The following is a 17,607-nucleotide window of genomic DNA, read 5'->3' as shown; positions in this document are numbered from 1 at the left end:
CGGGGGAGCGTGGCTAGCAGGCCACGCCCACGTACTGCCGCACCGCCCGCGGGTCGTCGAGCAGCGCCAGCATCGCGTGGGCCAGGTCGGCGCGGGAGAGCGAGTGGCCGTCGCGGACGCCGGTGCCCAGCGCCGTGCGGTACGTGCCGGTCAGCGGCCGGTCGAGCAGCCGGGGCGGGCGCACGACGGTCCAGTCCGTGTCCGAGGCGGCGATGACCCGCTCCATGACCGCCAGGTCCGCGTAGACCTTCCGGAACGCCGCCCTGACCAGCGGCCATATCACCGCCCGGCCCAGCAGCGCCTCGCCCTGTGGGACCTCGCCGACCGGGGCCGCGCTGATCGCGACCAGCCGCCGTACGTCACCGGCCGCCATGGCCCGCACGATGCCGCGGGTCGCCGCCGACGCGATCCCCGCCCGCTTGTTGGTGGGCGCGCCGACGGCCGAGAGCACCGCGTCCCGTCCCGCGACGGCGTGCCGCAGCGCCCGCTCGTCCGTGAGGTCGGGGGCGGTGACGACGGCCAGCTCCGGGTGGGTCACCGTCAGCCGGGCCGGGTCCCTGACCACGGCCGTGACCTGGTGGCCCGCGTCCAGGGCCTGCCGCACCAGGAGGCGACCGGTGCCGCCGGTCGCGCCGAACACCGTGAGTCGCATGGCTCCCCCTCGAAGGTGGGTAAGTATTCACTCACCTCTAGGGTGAGTAACCACTCACGGTCGCGTCAAGTCGCTCCGGAGGCCAAGCGAAGACGACGCGGCGCGCGCGACACAGCCACGCCACCAGGGAGCCCCCCCATGACCCCCACCCGGGCCCGGATCCTCGACGCCGCCGAACGCCTACTGCGCACCATCGGCCTGGCCCGCGCCACCACCAAGGAGATCGCCCGCGCGGCCGGCTGCTCGGAGGCGGCCCTCTACAAGCACTTCCGCAACAAGGAGGACATCTTCGTACGCGTCCTGGAGGAGCGGCTGCCCAAGCTCGGCCCGCTGCTCGCCGAGCTGACCGAGCACCCGGGCGAGCGCGACATGACCGAGAACCTGACCGAAATCGCCCGCAGGGCCGCCGAGTTCTACGCCTCCAGCGTCCCGATCATCGCGGCCCTGTACGCCGAGCCCACCCTGCTCAAGCGGCACAACGAGGGGCTGCGCGAGATCAACGCGGGCCCGCGCCGGCCGCTGGACGGGCTCGCCGGCTACCTGCGCGCCGAGCGCGCGGCCGGCCGCCTGCGCCCCGACGCCGACTGCGACAGCGCCGCGGCGCTCCTGCTCGGCGCCTGCTGCCAGCGCGCGTTCCTGCTCAGCACGGACGAGAACGAGCCCCCGCTCGCGGAGTTCGCCGCTGACCTCGCCCGTACGGTGCTGCGCGGCATCGGCTGACGGCGTCACGGCGCGCGCCCCGGGGCGACCCGCCACCGGGCCGCGCACCCGCGCGCGCCCCGCGCTCCGCTACGCCGCCGCCAACCAGGCGTCGATCTCCGCGATCAACCCGTCGCGGACCGGCGTCGGCGCGGCCGAACCACGGATCGACTGCCGGGCCAGCTCGGCCAGCTCCGCGTCGGTGAACCCGTGGTGCGTGCGGGCCAGCTCGTACTGGTCGGCGAGCCGGGCCCCGAACAGCAGCGGGTCGTCCGCGCCCAGCGCCATCGGCACCCCGGCCTCGAACAACGCCCGCAACGGCACGTCCTCCGCCTTGTCGTACACGCCGAGCGCCACGTTCGACGCCGGGCACACCTCGCAGGTGACCTGCCGGTCGGCCAGCCGGCGCAGCAGCCGCGGGTCCTCGGCGGCCCGCACGCCGTGCCCCACCCGGGCCGCGCGCAGGTCGTCCAGGCAGTCGCGGACGCTGCTGGGTCCGGCCAACTCGCCGCCGTGCGGCGCGGCCAGCAGGCCACCCTCGCGGGCGATGGCGAACGCCCGGTCGAAGTCGCGGGCGAAGCCGCGCCGTTCGTCGTTGGAGAGCCCGAAGCCCACGACGCCGCGGTCCGCGTAGCGCACCGCGAGCCGCGCCAGGGTGCGCGCGTCCAGCGGGTGCTTCATGCGGTTGGCGGCCACCAGCACCCGTATCCCCAGCCCCGTGTCGCGCGCGGCGCGGTCCACCGCGTCCAGGATGATCTCCAACGCCGGGATCAGCCCGCCGAGCCGAGGGGCGTACGAGGTCGGGTCGACCTGGATCTCCAGCCAGCGGGAGCCGTCCCGCACGTCCTCCTCGGCCGCCTCGCGCACCAACCGCTGGATGTCCTCGGGCTCCCGCAGGCACGAGCGCGCGATGTCGTACAGGCGTTGGAAGCGGAACCAGCCGCGCTCGTCGGTCGCGCGCAGCCTGGGCGGCTCGCCGCTGCTGAGCGCCTCCGGTAGGTGAACGCCGTACTTGTCGGCCAGTTCGATGAGCGTGTCCGAACGCATCGAGCCGGTGAAGTGCAGATGCAGATGGGCCTTGGGCAGCAGCCGCAGGTTTCGTCCGGTGGGCGCGTCGGCGGCACGCCCACCGGGAGAGGCGGAGGCGGGGAAGTGCAACATCCCCAGATCTTGCCGTATGCCCGACGCGCCCGGAAGCCGGATTCCCCGATCGGCGCGGACCCCGCACACGTGGACGGGCGCCCGGCTCGCGCCGGACGCCCGTCCTCCCGCATCGGCCGCGGCGCGGCCCGAACACACCGTCAGCGGGCCTCCGCCAGCAGCTTCTGCATCCGGCCCACGCCCTCGGCCAGGTCCTCGTCGCCCAGCGCGTACGAAAGGCGCAGGTAGCCCGGGGTGCCGAACGCCTCACCCGGCACGACCGCCACCTCGACCTCCTCCAGGATCAGCTCGGCCAGCTCCACCGACGTGGCGGGCCGCCTACCGCGGATCTCCTTGCCGAGCAGGCCCTTCACCGACGGGTACGCGTAGAACGCGCCCTCGGGGACGGGGCACTCGACGCCCTCGATCTCGTTCAGCATCCGCACGATCGTCTTGCGCCGCCGGTCGAACGCCTCGCGCATCGCCGCCACCGCGTCCAGCTCGCCGGAGACCGCCGCGAGCGCCGCCCGCTGCGCCACGTTGGAGACGTTGGAGGTGGCGTGCGACTGGAGGTTGGTCGCGGCCTTGACGACGTCCTTGGGACCGACGACCCAGCCCACCCGCCAGCCGGTCATCGCGTACGTCTTGGCCACGCCGTTGACCACGACGCACTTGTCGCGCAGCTCGGGCACGACCACCGGCAGCGAGTGGAACTCGGCGTCCCCGTAGACCAGGTGCTCGTAGATCTCGTCGGTCAGCACCCACAGGCCGTGCTCGACGGCCCAGCGGCCGACCGCCTCGACCTGCTCACGTGAGTAGACGGCACCGGTCGGGTTCGAGGGGGAGACGAACAGCACGACCTTGGTCCGGTCGGTGCGCGCGGCCTCAAGCTGCTCGACGGAGACCCGGTACCCCGTCGTCTCGTCCGCGACCACCGGCACCGGCACGCCGCCCGCGAGCCGGATCGACTCGGGGTAGGTGGTCCAGTACGGGGCGGGGACGATGACCTCGTCGCCCGGGTCGAGGATGGCGGCGAACGCCTCGTAGATCGCCTGCTTGCCACCGTTGGTGATCAGCACCTGGGACGCCTCGACCTCGTAGCCCGAGTCGCGCAGCGTCTTGGCGGCGATGGCGGCCTTCAGCTCGGGCAGTCCACCGGCCGGCGTGTAGCGGTGGTTCTTCGGGTCGCGGCAGGCTTCCACCGCGGCCTCGACGATGTAGTCGGGCGTCGGGAAGTCCGGCTCGCCCGCGCCGAATCCGATCACCGGGCGCCCGGCGGCCTTCAGGGCCTTGGCCTTGGCGTCGACGGCGAGGGTGGCGGACTCGGAGATCGAACCGACCCGGGTCGATACCCGTCGGTCGGTGGGGGCGGTCTCTTGCGGAGTAGCAGCGGTCATGTCTGCATCGTCGCAGACCGCCAGCGGGAGCGGCACGGGGGTTTGCGAGGCGAACGCGGAGCCACCGCGCGGTCGCCGCGCAGCCGAACGTTCGACGGTTGGCCGTTCAGCACGTACACTCATGCGTCGTCGGGTCCCAACAACCGCGTCCACTCACGCACTCCGTGCAGCCGGCCGGATGCTGTACGTTGGGGGCCACAAAGGGTCGTAGCTCAATTGGTAGAGCACTGGTCTCCAAAACCAGCGGTTGGGGGTTCAAGTCCCTCCGGCCCTGCTACACACATCCAGCACGGACGGGTGTGTGCATGCGCAGTACTCAAATTGCACCGCTGTGCGGCCGGACCGGACGCGGCACGGCCACGATCCGGATTCAGGTGAGGACGAGTGACGGAAGCCCTTGGCTCCACCGCGACGCCTGAAAGCGGTCGTCCAGACGACGAGGCCGCCAAGAAGGGCCGCCGCGGGGGCAAGCGCGGGAAGAAGGGGCCGTTCGGCCGCCTCGCGCTGTTCTACCGCCAGATTGTCGCCGAGCTGCGCAAGGTTGTCTGGCCTTCGCGTAACCAGCTCTCGACGTACACCACCGTAGTGATCGTCTTCGTGGTCATCATGATCGGTCTTGTTACCGTGATTGACTACGGGTTCAACGAAGCCGTCAAGTACATCTTCGGCTGATCCCGCGTAGGGCACCGCGATCCCGTGCGGCGCCCCTATCGCACGTTCCACCCCTCTTGTAGCCAGGAAGAAGCAGCCACCGTGTCTGACCCGAACCTGAACGACGCCATCGAGCCCCGCGAGGGCGAAGAGGCTGCGGCGACGGCCGACCCGGCGGCTGCCCCGGCCGAGGAGGGCGTCGCGCTCGACGGTGCCGAGGGGACGGACGCCGCGGAGGCGGACGCCCCGGGCACGGCCGACGAGGCGGCGGACGCGGACGTCGCGGCGGAGGAAGCCGACACCGAGGCGACGGACGAGGCGGACGAGCCCGCCGAGGCCACGGACGAGGCCACCGAAGAAGCGGACGAGGACGCCGAGGAGCCCGCCGAGGCCGTGGCGGAAGAGGCCGTGGACCCGGTCGAGGCACTGCGCGAGGAACTGCGCACGCTTCCCGGCGAGTGGTACGTCATCCACACCTACGCGGGCTACGAGAACCGCGTGAAGACCAACCTCGAGCAGCGCGCCGTCTCGCTCAACGTCGAGGACTACATCTTCCAGGCCGAGGTGCCGCAGGAGGAGGTCGTCCAGATCAAGAACGGCGACCGCCGCACGGTTCGGCAGAACAAGCTCCCCGGCTACGTCCTGGTCCGCATGGACCTGACGAACGAGTCCTGGGGCGTCGTGCGGAACACGCCGGGTGTCACCGGCTTCGTGGGCAACGCCTACGACCCGTACCCGCTGACCCTCGACGAGATCGTCAAGATGCTCGCCCCGGAGGCCGAGGAGGCAGCGGCCAAGGCCGCCGCCGCCGAGTCCGGCCTCCCGGCGCCGAGCCGCAAGGTCGAGGTCCAGGTCCTCGACTTCGAGGTGGGCGACTCCGTCACCGTCACCGACGGCCCGTTCGCGACGCTGCAGGCGACGATCAACGAGATCAACGCCGACTCGAAGAAGGTCAAGGGCCTCGTCGAGATCTTCGGTCGCGAGACCCCGGTCGAGCTGAGCTTCGACCAGATCCAGAAGAACTGATCCCGCGGATCACCCAGCCACAGCCGAGCAGGTCGGAAGGCCCGCCCGAGGCGCCCGCAAGGGCCCCCGGGCACCCCTTCTGACCTGCTTGGTTTTTGGCCGCATAGCTATACCCGTTATCGTTGTGCGGTATGCCTCCATCCGGATGACCGGATGGCCGGCGAAAACCTCTCACTCAGACCCGGAGAGAGCACATGCCTCCCAAGAAGAAGAAGGTCACGGGGCTGATCAAGCTCCAGATCCAGGCTGGTGCCGCCAACCCGGCGCCGCCGGTCGGCCCCGCGCTGGGCCAGCACGGCGTCAACATCATGGAGTTCTGCAAGGCCTACAACGCCGCGACCGAGTCGCAGCGTGGCATGGTCGTGCCGGTGGAGATCACGGTCTACGAGGACCGCTCCTTCACCTTCATCACCAAGACTCCGCCGGCCGCCAAGCTGATCCTCAAGGCCGCGGGCGTGGACAAGGGCTCCGGCGAGCCGCACAAGACCAAGGTCGCCAAGATCACCCGCGACCAGGTCCGCGAGATCGCCACCACCAAGATGCCCGACCTGAACGCCAACGACCTCGACGCCGCCGAGAAGATCATCGCGGGCACCGCCCGTTCGATGGGCGTCACGGTCGAGGGCTGAGCACCTCCACGTCCCCGGGGCCACGGCCCCCAGTGGCAGGGCCAGGCGCTGGCCCGGACCACGACTCCATCCCTGACTCGCGGCGGTAGCCGTGAGAGTGACTACCAGGAGCAGCAGTGAAGCGCAGCAAGGCTCTCCGCAGCGCGGACGAGAAGATCGACCGGGAGCGGCTCTACGCCCCGCTTGAGGCCGTCCGTCTCGCGAAGGACACCACCAGCACCAAGTTCGACGCGACCGTCGAGGTCGCCATGCGTCTGGGCGTCGACCCGCGCAAGGCCGACCAGATGGTCCGTGGCACCGTGAACCTGCCGCACGGCACCGGCAAGACCGCCCGGGTCCTGGTCTTCGCGACCGGTGACCGTGCTGCTGCCGCGGAGGCCGCGGGGGCCGACATCGTCGGCTCCGACGAACTGATCGACGAGGTCTCCAAGGGCCGCCTCGACTTCGACGCCGTCGTCGCCACCCCGGACCTGATGGGCAAGGTCGGCCGCCTCGGCCGCGTGCTCGGTCCGCGTGGTCTGATGCCGAACCCGAAGACCGGCACCGTGACCCCCGACGTCGCCAAGGCCGTCACCGACATCAAGGGCGGCAAGATCGAGTTCCGCGTCGACAAGCACTCGAACCTGCACTTCATCATCGGCAAGGTGTCGTTCGGTGAGCAGCAGCTGGTCGAGAACTACGCGGCGGCGCTGGACGAGATCCTGCGTCTGAAGCCCTCCGCCGCGAAGGGCCGCTACATCAAGAAGGCCGCGGTGACCACCACCATGGGGCCGAGCATCCCGCTCGACTCCAACCGCACCCGCAACCTCCTCGTGGAGGAAGACGCCGTCTGATCGTCAGGCGTCTGAGCGACCACACGAGCCCCGCACCTCCTCAAAGGTGCGGGGCTTGCGCGTTGTCCCCGTCTCTGCTCAGCTACTCTGCGAGGGGCAGTAAGCAGCAGTTAAAGAGGGGGACCTGTGCGTAGTTCCGGTATGGCAGTACGGATTGGCACGCGTGCCGCCGCCGCGGTCGGCGGCCTGGCGTTGCTGGCGGGCCTGACGGCGTGCGGGAGCGACTCCGGTGACGGCGAGGGTACGAAGAAGTCGGGAGACCCCGCGAAGAACGCGATAGCCGCGCTCCAGCTCGCCTCGCAGAGCACCACCAAGCAGCACTCGGCGAAGGTGGACGGCACCACCGCCATGGCGGGCATGACCTCCACCATGTCCGGCAGCATGGACTGGTCGAACGGCATGCGCGCCACGATGAACATCACGCAGAGCGGCGGCGGCCAGCCGGGCGCGAACGGCAAGGCGCGCGAGGCCCGCTACACCCCGGACGCGATGTTCATGAACCTCGGCGACGAGCTGGCCAGCTCGCCGCAGGGCAAGGGCAAGCACTGGATGAAGTACGACTACGCCACCCTCGTCGAGAAGGCCGGTCCCTCGGGCAAGTTCCTCAAGGACCAGATGCAGAACACCGACCCGTCGCGGGCCGTGCAGATCCTGATCGCCACGGGCAAGGTGCGCGAGGTCGGCAAGGAGGACGTGCGGGGCACGAAGGCCACCCACTACACCGGCGTGGTGAACGTCTCCGAGCTGGCCCAGATGCAGTCCAAGGACCTCTCCAAGCAGGACCTGCTGGACCTGCAGCAGCAGCTCCAGCAGAGCGGCATGGAGACCGAGACCATCGACCTGTGGATCGACGGCGACAACCTCCTGGTCAAGAAGCGCGAGCAGGCCGACAGCAGCCAGGGCAAGTTCGACGCCACCGTCTTCTACTCCGACTACGGCACCCAGGTCACCGTCGAGGAGCCGCCCGCCTCGGACACCATCAACTTCGAAGACGTGATGCCGCAGGGCTGACGGCCCCGATTTGCCCGTGCGCGACACGTTCGCGTACTCTTCCACAGAAGCCAAAGACCGCTGGTCGTCGCGGTGTCTCCGCAAGAGACACGGTGACCGAAGGATTCCGCTAGCTGCGGACGGCCTGCGCAGGTGACTGTGGATGAGTTCCCGGAGTTCTTCCGGTTGAGCCACGCCCCGTGCGCCTGCGCCGGGGCGTTTCGTTTTGCCCAGTCTCCTTCCTTCAGCCAATGCGGTCCGATCACCCGGAAGGAGGCCGAGGCTCATGGCGAGGCCCGACAAGGCTGCCGCGGTTGCCGAGCTGACGGACAAGTTCCGCAGCTCCAATGCCGCAGTGGTCACGGCGTACACCGGCCTGAGTGTCGCGCAGCTCAAGGAGCTGCGCCGCGCTCTCGGTGAGAACGCCCAGTACCGCGTGGCGAAGAACACGCTGACCAAGATCGCGGCCAACGAGGCCGGGATCAGCTCGCTCGACGACCTGTTCACGGGTTCGACGGCGATCGCCTTCGTCACCGGTGACCCGGTGGAGTCGGCGAAGGGTCTGCGCGACTTCGCCAAGGACAACCCCCACCTCGTCATCAAGGGCGGTGTCCTTGACGGTGAGGCGCTGTCCGCCGACGAGATCAACAAGCTTGCGGACCTCGAGTCCCGCGAGGTTCTGCTCGCCAAGCTGGCGGGTGCCATGAAGGGCAAGCAGTCCCAGGCTGCCGCGCTCTTCCAGGCGCTTCCGTCGAAGTTCGTCCGCACCGCGGAAGCGCTTCGCGCCCAGAAGGCCGAGCAGGGCGGTGCCGAGTAATTCGGCTCACGCATTGACCGCCGCCTAGGGCGACGGTCGCAGCGGGCCCGTCTACGGAGCAATGCCGTCAGGCACACGCCCGCCGACATGTACATCCGGCACCAGCCGAATTAGTGGAAGGACCGCCATCATGGCGAAGCTCAGCCAGGAAGACCTGCTTGCCCAGTTCGAGGAGATGACCCTCATCGAGCTCGCCGGCTTCGTGAAGGCCTTCGAGGAGAAGTTCGACGTCACCGCCGCCGCCCCGGCCGCCGTCGTCGCGCAGGGTGCCGCTGGTGGCGCCGCCGCCGAGGCCGTCGAGGAGAAGGACGAGTTCGACGTCATCCTCACCGGTGCGGGCGACAAGAAGATCCAGGTCATCAAGGTCGTGCGTGAGCTGACCTCGCTGGGTCTGAAGGAGGCCAAGGACCTCGTCGACGGCACCCCGAAGCCGGTTCTGGAGAAGGTCAACAAGGAGGCCGCGGACAAGGCCAAGGAGTCCCTCGAGGGCGCCGGCGCCTCCGTCGAGGTCAAGTAACACCTCACTCCGCGCGCTGCCGCGCGTGGCCTGAGTCGCTGACTCGGTCGTTTCCAGGGCGATCACCCAAGCGGGTGGTCGCCCTGGCGCGTTCGGGCACGGGGTACGGTGTCTTGTCGATCGCCTGTCGGTGCCTGCGGGTAGGGTGATCTTCGTTGCCCCCGCCGGTGTGCGTGTGATGATCTCGGCGCCCGGGTGGCCCTTGACGAACGGCACGTGGCGCGCAATTCTCAGGACGCGAGGTCGGACCGGACTCAGATCGGTCGACGGGCGAAGGCATGGAACGAGCGCGAAGCGGGAAGCCTTGCCGCAGGCGTTGGAAGACGGCGTTGGAAGACAACGAGGGGGCGACCCCTCCCGGAGGGAGAGGTTGGCACTGCCAGTCTCCGGATATCCGCTCTGGACATCAGTGGGCCAAGTGGCTACACTGACCCTTTGCGCTGCCGTTTAGCTGCCTCCTGCCCGTCACCAGGGGCAAGCCCGCACGTGAGTACGCCGACCGATCCACCCTGACCAGGGAATTCTTTCTGCGTGCTCCGTAGGGGACCGGTATGCGCGTAGTGAGTCCGAGCCCTCGGAAGGACCCCCTCTTGGCCGCCTCGCGCAACGCCTCGACTGCCAATACGAACACCGGCGACAGCACTGCCCCGCTGCGCATTTCATTTGCGAAGATCAAGGAGCCCCTCGGGGTTCCGAACCTCCTCGCGCTGCAGACCGAAAGCTTCGACTGGCTGCTCGGCAATGCCGCCTGGAAGGCTCGCGTCGAGGCTGCGCTGGAGAGTGGGCAGGACGTCCCCACCAAGTCCGGTCTGGAGGAGATCTTCGAGGAGATCTCCCCGATCGAGGACTTCTCTGGGTCGATGTCGCTCACGTTCCGTGACCATCGCTTCGAGCCTCCGAAGAACTCGATCGACGAGTGCAAGGAGCGCGACTTCACGTACGCCGCGCCGCTCTTCGTCACCGCCGAGTTCACCAACAACGAGACCGGCGAGATCAAGTCTCAGACGGTCTTCATGGGCGACTTCCCGCTCATGACCAACAAGGGCACCTTCTGCATCAACGGCACCGAGCGTGTCGTCGTCTCGCAGCTGGTCCGCTCCCCGGGCGTCTACTTCGACAGCTCCATCGACAAGACCTCCGACAAGGACATCTTCACCGCCAAGATCATCCCGTCCCGGGGTGCCTGGCTGGAGATGGAGGTCGACAAGCGCGACATGGTCGGTGTGCGCATCGACCGCAAGCGCAAGCAGTCCGTCACCGTCCTGCTCAAGGCGCTCGGCTGGACCACCGAGCAGATCCTTGAGGAGTTCGGCGAGTACGAGTCCATGCGCGCCACCCTGGAGAAGGACCACACCCAGGGGCAGGACGACGCGCTGCTCGACATCTACCGCAAGCTGCGTCCGGGCGAGCCCCCCACGCGTGAGGCCGCGCAGACGCTCCTTGAGAACCTGTACTTCAACCCCAAGCGCTACGACCTCGCCAAGGTCGGCCGCTACAAGGTGAACAAGAAGCTCGGTGCCGACCAGCCGCTGGACGCCGGCGTGCTGACCACCGAGGACGTCATCGCGACGATCAAGTACCTGGTCAAGCTGCACGCGGGCGAGACCGAGACGACCGGCGAGAGCGGCAACACGATCGTCGTCGAGACCGACGACATCGACCACTTCGGCAACCGTCGTCTGCGTAACGTCGGCGAGCTCATCCAGAACCAGGTCCGCACCGGCCTGGCCCGGATGGAGCGCGTCGTGCGCGAGCGCATGACCACCCAGGACGTCGAGGCGATCACGCCGCAGACCCTGATCAACATCCGGCCGGTCGTCGCCTCCATCAAGGAGTTCTTCGGCACCAGCCAGCTGTCGCAGTTCATGGACCAGACCAACCCGCTGTCGGGCCTGACGCACAAGCGGCGTCTGTCGGCGCTCGGCCCCGGTGGTCTCTCCCGTGAGCGGGCCGGCTTCGAGGTCCGTGACGTGCACCCCTCGCACTACGGCCGCATGTGTCCGATCGAGACGCCGGAAGGCCCGAACATCGGCCTGATCGGCTCGCTCGCCTCCTACGGCCGGGTCAACGCCTTCGGCTTCGTGGAGACCCCGTACCGCAAGGTCACCGGCGGTCAGGTCACGGACGACGTGGACTACCTGACCGCGGACGAGGAAGACCGCTTCGTCATCGCGCAGGCCAACGCGCCGCTCACCGACGACCTGCGGTTCGCCGAGTCCCGCGTGCTGGTGCGCCGCCGTGGTGGCGAGGTCGACTACATCCCGGGCGACGAGGTCGACTACATGGACGTCTCGCCGCGCCAGATGGTGTCGGTCGCGACGGCCATGATCCCCTTCCTCGAGCACGACGACGCCAACCGCGCGCTCATGGGCTCCAACATGATGCGCCAGGCCGTGCCGCTGATTAAGGCGGAGGCGCCGCTGGTGGGCACCGGCATGGAGTACCGCTGCGCGGTCGACGCCGGTGACGTCATCAAGGCCGAGAAGGACGGTGTCGTCCAGGAGGTCTCCGCCGACTACGTGACGGTGGCCAACGACGACGGCACGTACACCACGTACCGGGTCGCCAAGTTCTCCCGCTCCAACCAGGGCACCTCCTTCAACCAGAAGGTCGTCGTGGACGAGGGCGCCCGCGTGGTCACCGGTCAGGTGCTCGCCGACGGTCCGTCCACCGACGAGGGTGAGATGGCGCTCGGCAAGAACCTCCTCGTGGCGTTCATGCCGTGGGAGGGCCACAACTACGAGGACGCGATCATCCTCAGCCAGCGGCTGGTCCAGGACGACGTCCTCTCCTCGATCCACATCGAGGAGCACGAGGTCGACGCGCGGGACACCAAGCTCGGCCCCGAGGAGATCACCCGGGACATCCCGAACGTCTCCGAGGAGGTCCTGGCCGACCTCGACGAGCGCGGCATCATCCGCATCGGTGCCGAGGTCGTCGCGGGCGACATCCTCGTCGGCAAGGTCACGCCCAAGGGTGAGACCGAGCTGACCCCCGAGGAGCGGCTGCTGCGCGCGATCTTCGGTGAGAAGGCCCGCGAGGTCCGTGACACCTCGCTCAAGGTGCCGCACGGCGAGATCGGCAAGGTCATCGGCGTCCGCGTCTTCGACCGCGAGGAGGGCGACGAGCTGCCGCCCGGCGTGAACCAGCTCGTCCGTGTCTACGTGGCGCAGAAGCGCAAGATCACCGACGGTGACAAGCTCGCCGGCCGCCACGGCAACAAGGGCGTCATCTCCAAGATCCTGCCGGTCGAGGACATGCCGTTCATGGAGGACGGCACCCCGGTCGACATCATCCTGAACCCGCTGGGTGTCCCGTCCCGAATGAACCCGGGACAGGTGCTGGAGATCCACCTCGGCTGGCTGGCCTCCCAGGGTTGGAAGGTCGAGGGCGACGCGGACTGGATGCAGCGGCTCCAGGCGATCGGCGCCGACGAGGTGGCTTCGGGCACCAACGTCGCGACCCCGGTCTTCGACGGCGCCCGCGAGGACGAGATCGCCGGCCTCTTCCAGGCCGCGATCCCGAACCGGGACGGCGAGCGGATGGTCCAGCCGTCCGGCAAGGCGCGGCTGTTCGACGGCCGCTCCGGCGAGCCGTTCCCGGACCCGATCTCGGTCGGCTACATGTACATCCTCAAGCTGCACCACCTGGTGGACGACAAGCTGCACGCCCGGTCCACCGGCCCGTACAGCATGATCACCCAGCAGCCGCTGGGTGGTAAGGCCCAGTTCGGTGGCCAGCGATTCGGTGAGATGGAGGTGTGGGCGCTGGAGGCTTACGGCGCCGCGTACGCCCTCCAGGAGCTGCTGACCATCAAGTCCGACGACGTCACCGGTCGCGTGAAGGTCTACGAGGCCATCGTCAAGGGCGAGAACATCCCGGAGCCCGGCATCCCGGAGTCCTTCAAGGTGCTCATCAAGGAGATGCAGTCCCTGTGCCTCAACGTGGAGGTGCTCTCCTCGGACGGCATGTCCATCGAGATGCGTGACACTGACGAAGATGTCTTCCGCGCGGCGGAGGAGCTCGGAATCGACCTGTCCCGGCGCGAGCCGAGCAGCGTCGAAGAGGTCTGACGGGCCTGACCGGGGCGCCCGCCCGGGCGTCCCGGTCGCCCAGGACCCGTACAGACCATGATGAAGAGCCCCAATTCTCGCTGACGCGAGGGGCACGACCCTGAAAGAGGGATTGACGACAAGTGCTCGACGTCAACTTCTTCGACGAGCTGCGGATCGGCCTGGCCACCGCGGACGACATTCGGCAGTGGTCCCACGGCGAGGTCAAGAAGCCGGAGACCATCAACTACCGCACCCTGAAGCCCGAGAAGGACGGACTCTTCTGCGAGAAGATCTTCGGCCCGACCCGGGACTGGGAGTGCTACTGCGGCAAGTACAAGCGCGTCCGGTTCAAGGGCATCATCTGCGAGCGCTGTGGCGTTGAGGTCACCCGCGCCAAGGTGCGCCGCGAGCGGATGGGCCACATCGAGCTGGCCGCCCCCGTCACCCACATCTGGTACTTCAAGGGCGTCCCGTCGCGCCTGGGCTACCTGCTCGACCTCGCGCCGAAGGACCTCGAGAAGGTCATCTACTTCGCCGCGTACATGATCACCTGGGTGGACGAGGAGCGCCGCACCCGCGACCTGCCGTCGCTGGAGGCGCACGTCTCCGTGGAGCGGCAGCAGATCGAGCAGCGCCGCGACGCCGACCTGGAGGCCCGGGCCAAGAAGCTCGAGACCGACCTGGCCGAGCTGGAGGCCGAGGGCGCCAAGGCCGACGTGCGCCGTAAGGTGCGCGAGGGCGCCGAGCGCGAGATGAAGCAGCTCCGCGACCGTGCCCAGCGCGAGATCGACCGCCTGGACGAGGTGTGGAACCGCTTCAAGAACCTCAAGGTCCAGGACCTCGAGGGCGACGAGCTGCTCTACCGCGAGCTGCGCGACCGCTTCGGCACCTACTTCATGGGTGGCATGGGCGCCGCCGCGCTGCAGAAGCGCCTGGAGTCCTTCGACCTGGAGGAGGAGGCCGAGCGGCTGCGGGAGATCATCCGCACCGGCAAGGGCCAGAAGAAGACCCGTGCGCTCAAGCGGCTCAAGGTCGTCTCGGCGTTCCTGCAGACCCGCAACAGCCCCAACGGCATGGTCCTGGACTGCGTCCCGGTCATCCCGCCGGACCTGCGCCCGATGGTGCAGCTCGACGGTGGCCGCTTCGCGACCTCGGACCTGAACGACCTGTACCGCCGCGTCATCAACCGGAACAACCGCCTCAAGCGTCTCCTTGATCTCGGTGCCCCCGAGATCATCGTGAACAACGAGAAGCGGATGCTCCAGGAGGCCGTCGACGCGCTGTTCGACAACGGCCGCCGCGGCCGTCCGGTCACCGGCCCGGGCAACCGCCCGCTGAAGTCCCTGAGTGACATGCTCAAGGGCAAGCAGGGTCGTTTCCGGCAGAACCTGCTCGGTAAGCGCGTCGACTACTCGGCCCGTTCCGTCATCGTCGTCGGCCCGCAGCTCAAGCTGCACCAGTGTGGTCTGCCCAAGGCCATGGCGCTGGAGCTGTTCAAGCCGTTCGTGATGAAGCGCCTGGTGGACCTGAACCACGCGCAGAACATCAAGAGCGCCAAGCGGATGGTCGAGCGCGGTCGCACCGTGGTGTACGACGTGCTCGAAGAGGTCATCGCCGAACACCCGGTGCTCCTCAACCGTGCGCCCACCCTGCACCGCCTCGGCATCCAGGCGTTCGAGCCGCAGCTCGTCGAGGGCAAGGCCATCCAGATCCACCCGCTCGTGTGCACCGCGTTCAACGCGGACTTCGACGGTGACCAGATGGCCGTGCACCTGCCGCTGTCCGCGGAGGCGCAGGCCGAGGCCCGCATCCTGATGCTGTCCTCGAACAACATCCTCAAGCCCGCCGACGGCCGGCCGGTGACGATGCCGACCCAGGACATGGTCCTCGGTCTGTTCTTCCTCACCACCGACGAGGCGGAGCGCGAGGTCATCGGCGAGGGCCGGTCCTTCGGCTCGACCGCCGAAGCGATCATGGCGTTCGACAACCGGGAGCTCTCCCTCCAGGCCAAGGTGGACATCCGCTTCCCGGTCGGCACCATGCCGCCGCGGGGCTGGACCCCGCCGGAGCCGACGGAGGACGAGCACGGCGAGCTGACCCGGCCGTACCAGCCGGGTGACAGCTTCCGGCTGACCACCTCGCTGGGCCGCGCGCTCTTCAACGAGCTGCTGCCCGAGGACTACCCGTTCGTCGACTACTCGGTGGGCAAGAAGCAGCTCTCCGAGATCGTCAACGACCTGGCCGAGCGCTACCCCAAGGTCATCGTGGCGGCGACGCTGGACAACCTGAAGGCGGCCGGCTTCCACTGGGCCACCCGCTCGGGCGTGACCGTCGCGTTCTCCGACATCCTCGGCCCGCCGGAGAAGCCGGCGATCCTGGACGAGTACGAGGCCAAGGCGCTGCACGTCCAGAAGCAGTTCGAGCGCGGTCTGATCACCCGGGACGAGCGTCACCAGGAGCTCGTGGTCATCTGGAACAAGGCGACCAACGAGGTCTCCGAGGCCATGCAGCGGAACTTCCCGCGCACCAACCCGATCTTCATCATGATCGAGTCCGGCGCGCGCGGAAACATGATGCAGATGCGTCAGATCGCCGGTATGCGTGGTCTGGTGTCCAACGCCAAGAACGAGACCATCTCGCGCCCGATCAAGGCGTCCTACCGTGATGGCCTCTCCGTTCTGGAGTACTTCATCGCCACCCACGGTGCCCGTAAGGGTCTCGCGGACACCGCCCTGCGTACCGCCGACTCGGGTTACCTGACCCGTCGTCTGGTGGACGTCTCGCAGGACGTGATCATCCGCGAGGAGGACTGCGGTACCGAGCGCGGCCTCAAGCTGGCCATCGCCACCAAGGGCCCGGACGGCGTGCTGCGCAAGACGGAGGACGTCGAGACCAGCGTGTACGCGCGGATGCTCGCCGAGGACGTCGTGGTGGACGGCAAGGTCATCGCGCCGGCCAACGTCGACCTGGGCGATGTCCTCATCGACCAGCTCGTCAAGCACGGTGTGACCACGGTCAAGACCCGCTCGGTCCTCACCTGCGAGTCCGCCGTCGGCACCTGCGCCTTCTGCTACGGCCGCTCGCTGGCCACCGGCAAGCTGGTGGACATCGGCGAGGCCGTCGGCATCATCGCGGCCCAGTCCATCGGTGAGCCCGGCACCCAGCTCACGATGCGTACCTTCCACACCGGTGGTGTGGCCGGTGACGACATCACCCAGGGTCTGCCGCGTGTCGTCGAGCTCTTCGAGGCCCGTACGCCCAAGGGTGTCGCCCCCATCTCGGAGGCGGCCGGTCGGGTGCGCATCGAGGAGACCGAGAAGACCAAGAAGCTCGTCGTCACCCCGGACGACGGCTCCGACGAGACGTCGTACGGCGTCTCGAAGCGAGCCCGACTCCTGGTCGGCGAGGGCGACCACGTCGAGGTGGGCCAGGCGCTGACGCTGGGTGCCACCAACCCGCACGACGTGCTGCGCATCCTCGGCCAGCGTGCCGTGCAGGTGCACCTGGTCGGCGAGGTCCAGAAGGTCTACAACTCGCAGGGTGTGTCGATCCACGACAAGCACATCGAGATCATCATCCGGCAGATGCTGCGCCGTGTGACGATCATCGAGTCCGGCGACGCGGAGCTGCTGCCGGGCGAGCTGGTGGAGCGCTCGCGGTTCGAGAACGAGAACCGCCGCGTGGTGCAGGAGGGTGGTCACCCGGCTTCGGGTCGTCCGCAGCTCATGGGCATCACCAAGGCGTCGCTGGCCACCGAGTCGTGGCTGTCGGCGGCGTCCTTCCAGGAGACGACCCGGGTGCTCACCGACGCGGCGATCAACGCCAAGTCGGACTCCCTGATCGGCCTCAAGGAGAACGTCATCATCGGTAAGCTCATCCCGGCCGGTACGGGCCTGTCCCGCTACCGCAACATCCGGGTCGAGCCGACCGAGGAGGCCAAGGCCGCGATGTACTCGGCCGTCGGCTACGACGACATCGACTACTCGCCCTTCGGGACGGGTTCGGGTCAGGCCGTCCCGCTGGAGGACTACGACTACGGTCCGTACAACCAGTAGGCCGGCGCACGGCGTACGGCTCGGTCACGGCCTTCGGGCCGGCCGGGCCCGCCGGGTGGCGGAACATCGGTAGAACCGCGGGGCGGTCATCCCAGTGTGGGATGACCGCCCCGCGGTTCGTCGTGGATGATAGAGGGAGCTGTCTA

General features: G+C 68.6%; 13 protein-coding genes and 1 tRNA gene. 11 read left to right on the top strand and 3 right to left on the bottom strand.

All coding sequences use genetic code 11. The features are described from left to right. Positions 1–13: 13 nt before the first annotated feature. Positions 14–652, bottom strand: coding sequence for an NAD(P)-dependent oxidoreductase (locus tag H7H31_RS13305; protein WP_187064910.1), 639 nt, complete (start codon positions 650–652; stop codon positions 14–16). 138 nt (positions 653–790) lie between these two features. Here H7H31_RS13305 and H7H31_RS13300 point away from each other — a divergent pair, with 138 nt between their 5' ends. Further along, positions 791–1,372 carry a TetR/AcrR family transcriptional regulator gene (locus H7H31_RS13300; RefSeq protein ID WP_187064909.1) on the top strand — a complete coding sequence of 194 codons (582 nt, stop codon included), beginning with the start codon at positions 791–793 and terminating at the stop codon, positions 1,370–1,372. 69 nt (positions 1,373–1,441) lie between these two features. Here the strand turns inward: H7H31_RS13300 and H7H31_RS13295 are convergent, their stop codons facing one another. Together H7H31_RS13295 and H7H31_RS13290 are read right to left on the bottom strand one after the other, a co-directional pair. Then, entirely contained in the window at positions 1,442–2,512 is a 1,071-nt protein-coding gene (locus H7H31_RS13295) for an adenosine deaminase (RefSeq protein WP_187064908.1), read from the bottom strand. A gap of 140 nt (positions 2,513–2,652) precedes the next feature. Continuing rightward, positions 2,653–3,888, bottom strand: a complete 1,236-nt coding sequence (locus tag H7H31_RS13290) for a pyridoxal phosphate-dependent aminotransferase (RefSeq protein ID WP_187064907.1) — start codon at positions 3,886–3,888, stop codon at positions 2,653–2,655. A gap of 201 nt (positions 3,889–4,089) precedes the next feature. Here H7H31_RS13290 and H7H31_RS13285 point away from each other — a divergent pair. The 10 genes from H7H31_RS13285 to H7H31_RS13240 all read left to right on the top strand — a co-directional run bounded on the left by H7H31_RS13285 (position 4,090) and on the right by H7H31_RS13240 (position 17,461). Then, positions 4,090–4,162 (top strand) — tRNA-Trp (locus H7H31_RS13285). Positions 4,163–4,272: 110 nt separating this feature from the next. Further along, entirely contained in the window at positions 4,273–4,560 is a 288-nt protein-coding gene (gene secE / locus H7H31_RS13280) for a preprotein translocase subunit SecE (RefSeq protein ID WP_176163486.1), read from the top strand. An 81-nt stretch (positions 4,561–4,641) separates the two neighbouring features. Further along, on the top strand, positions 4,642–5,565 hold the full coding sequence (gene nusG, locus H7H31_RS13275) for a transcription termination/antitermination protein NusG (protein ID WP_187064906.1): 924 nt from the start codon (positions 4,642–4,644) through the stop codon (positions 5,563–5,565). 194 nt (positions 5,566–5,759) lie between these two features. Further along, positions 5,760–6,194 carry a 50S ribosomal protein L11 gene (gene rplK / locus H7H31_RS13270; RefSeq protein ID WP_176163488.1) on the top strand — a complete coding sequence of 145 codons (435 nt, stop codon included), beginning with the start codon at positions 5,760–5,762 and terminating at the stop codon, positions 6,192–6,194. Between the two features lie 116 nt (positions 6,195–6,310). Beyond that, positions 6,311–7,027 (top strand): 50S ribosomal protein L1, encoded by a 717-nt coding sequence (rplA, locus tag H7H31_RS13265; protein WP_187064905.1) that lies wholly within the window; start codon positions 6,311–6,313, stop codon positions 7,025–7,027. 141 nt (positions 7,028–7,168) lie between these two features. Continuing rightward, complete coding sequence (locus H7H31_RS13260; RefSeq protein ID WP_187064904.1) at positions 7,169–8,038, top strand: hypothetical protein; 870 nt, start codon at positions 7,169–7,171, stop codon at positions 8,036–8,038. Positions 8,039–8,303: 265 nt separating this feature from the next. Further along, positions 8,304–8,834: a 50S ribosomal protein L10 gene (rplJ, locus tag H7H31_RS13255; protein WP_187064903.1), complete on the top strand. Its 531-nt coding sequence runs from the start codon at positions 8,304–8,306 to the stop codon at positions 8,832–8,834. Between the two features lie 130 nt (positions 8,835–8,964). After that, positions 8,965–9,351 (top strand): 50S ribosomal protein L7/L12, encoded by a 387-nt coding sequence (gene rplL, locus H7H31_RS13250; protein ID WP_187064902.1) that lies wholly within the window; start codon positions 8,965–8,967, stop codon positions 9,349–9,351. Between the two features lie 590 nt (positions 9,352–9,941). Continuing rightward, positions 9,942–13,424, top strand: a complete 3,483-nt coding sequence (gene rpoB / locus H7H31_RS13245; protein ID WP_176163493.1) for a DNA-directed RNA polymerase subunit beta — start codon at positions 9,942–9,944, stop codon at positions 13,422–13,424. Positions 13,425–13,546: 122 nt separating this feature from the next. Then, the gene (locus H7H31_RS13240) at positions 13,547–17,461 is read left to right on the top strand and encodes a DNA-directed RNA polymerase subunit beta' (protein ID WP_187064901.1); all 3,915 of its coding nucleotides are present in this window, start codon (positions 13,547–13,549) and stop codon (positions 17,459–17,461) included. Positions 17,462–17,607: the final 146 nt, after the last annotated feature.

This window comes from Streptomyces buecherae, from assembly GCF_014295035.1.
Lineage (GTDB): Bacteria > Actinomycetota > Actinomycetes > Streptomycetales > Streptomycetaceae > Streptomyces > Streptomyces youssoufiensis.
This window is presented reverse-complemented; position numbering and strand designations above follow the sequence as displayed.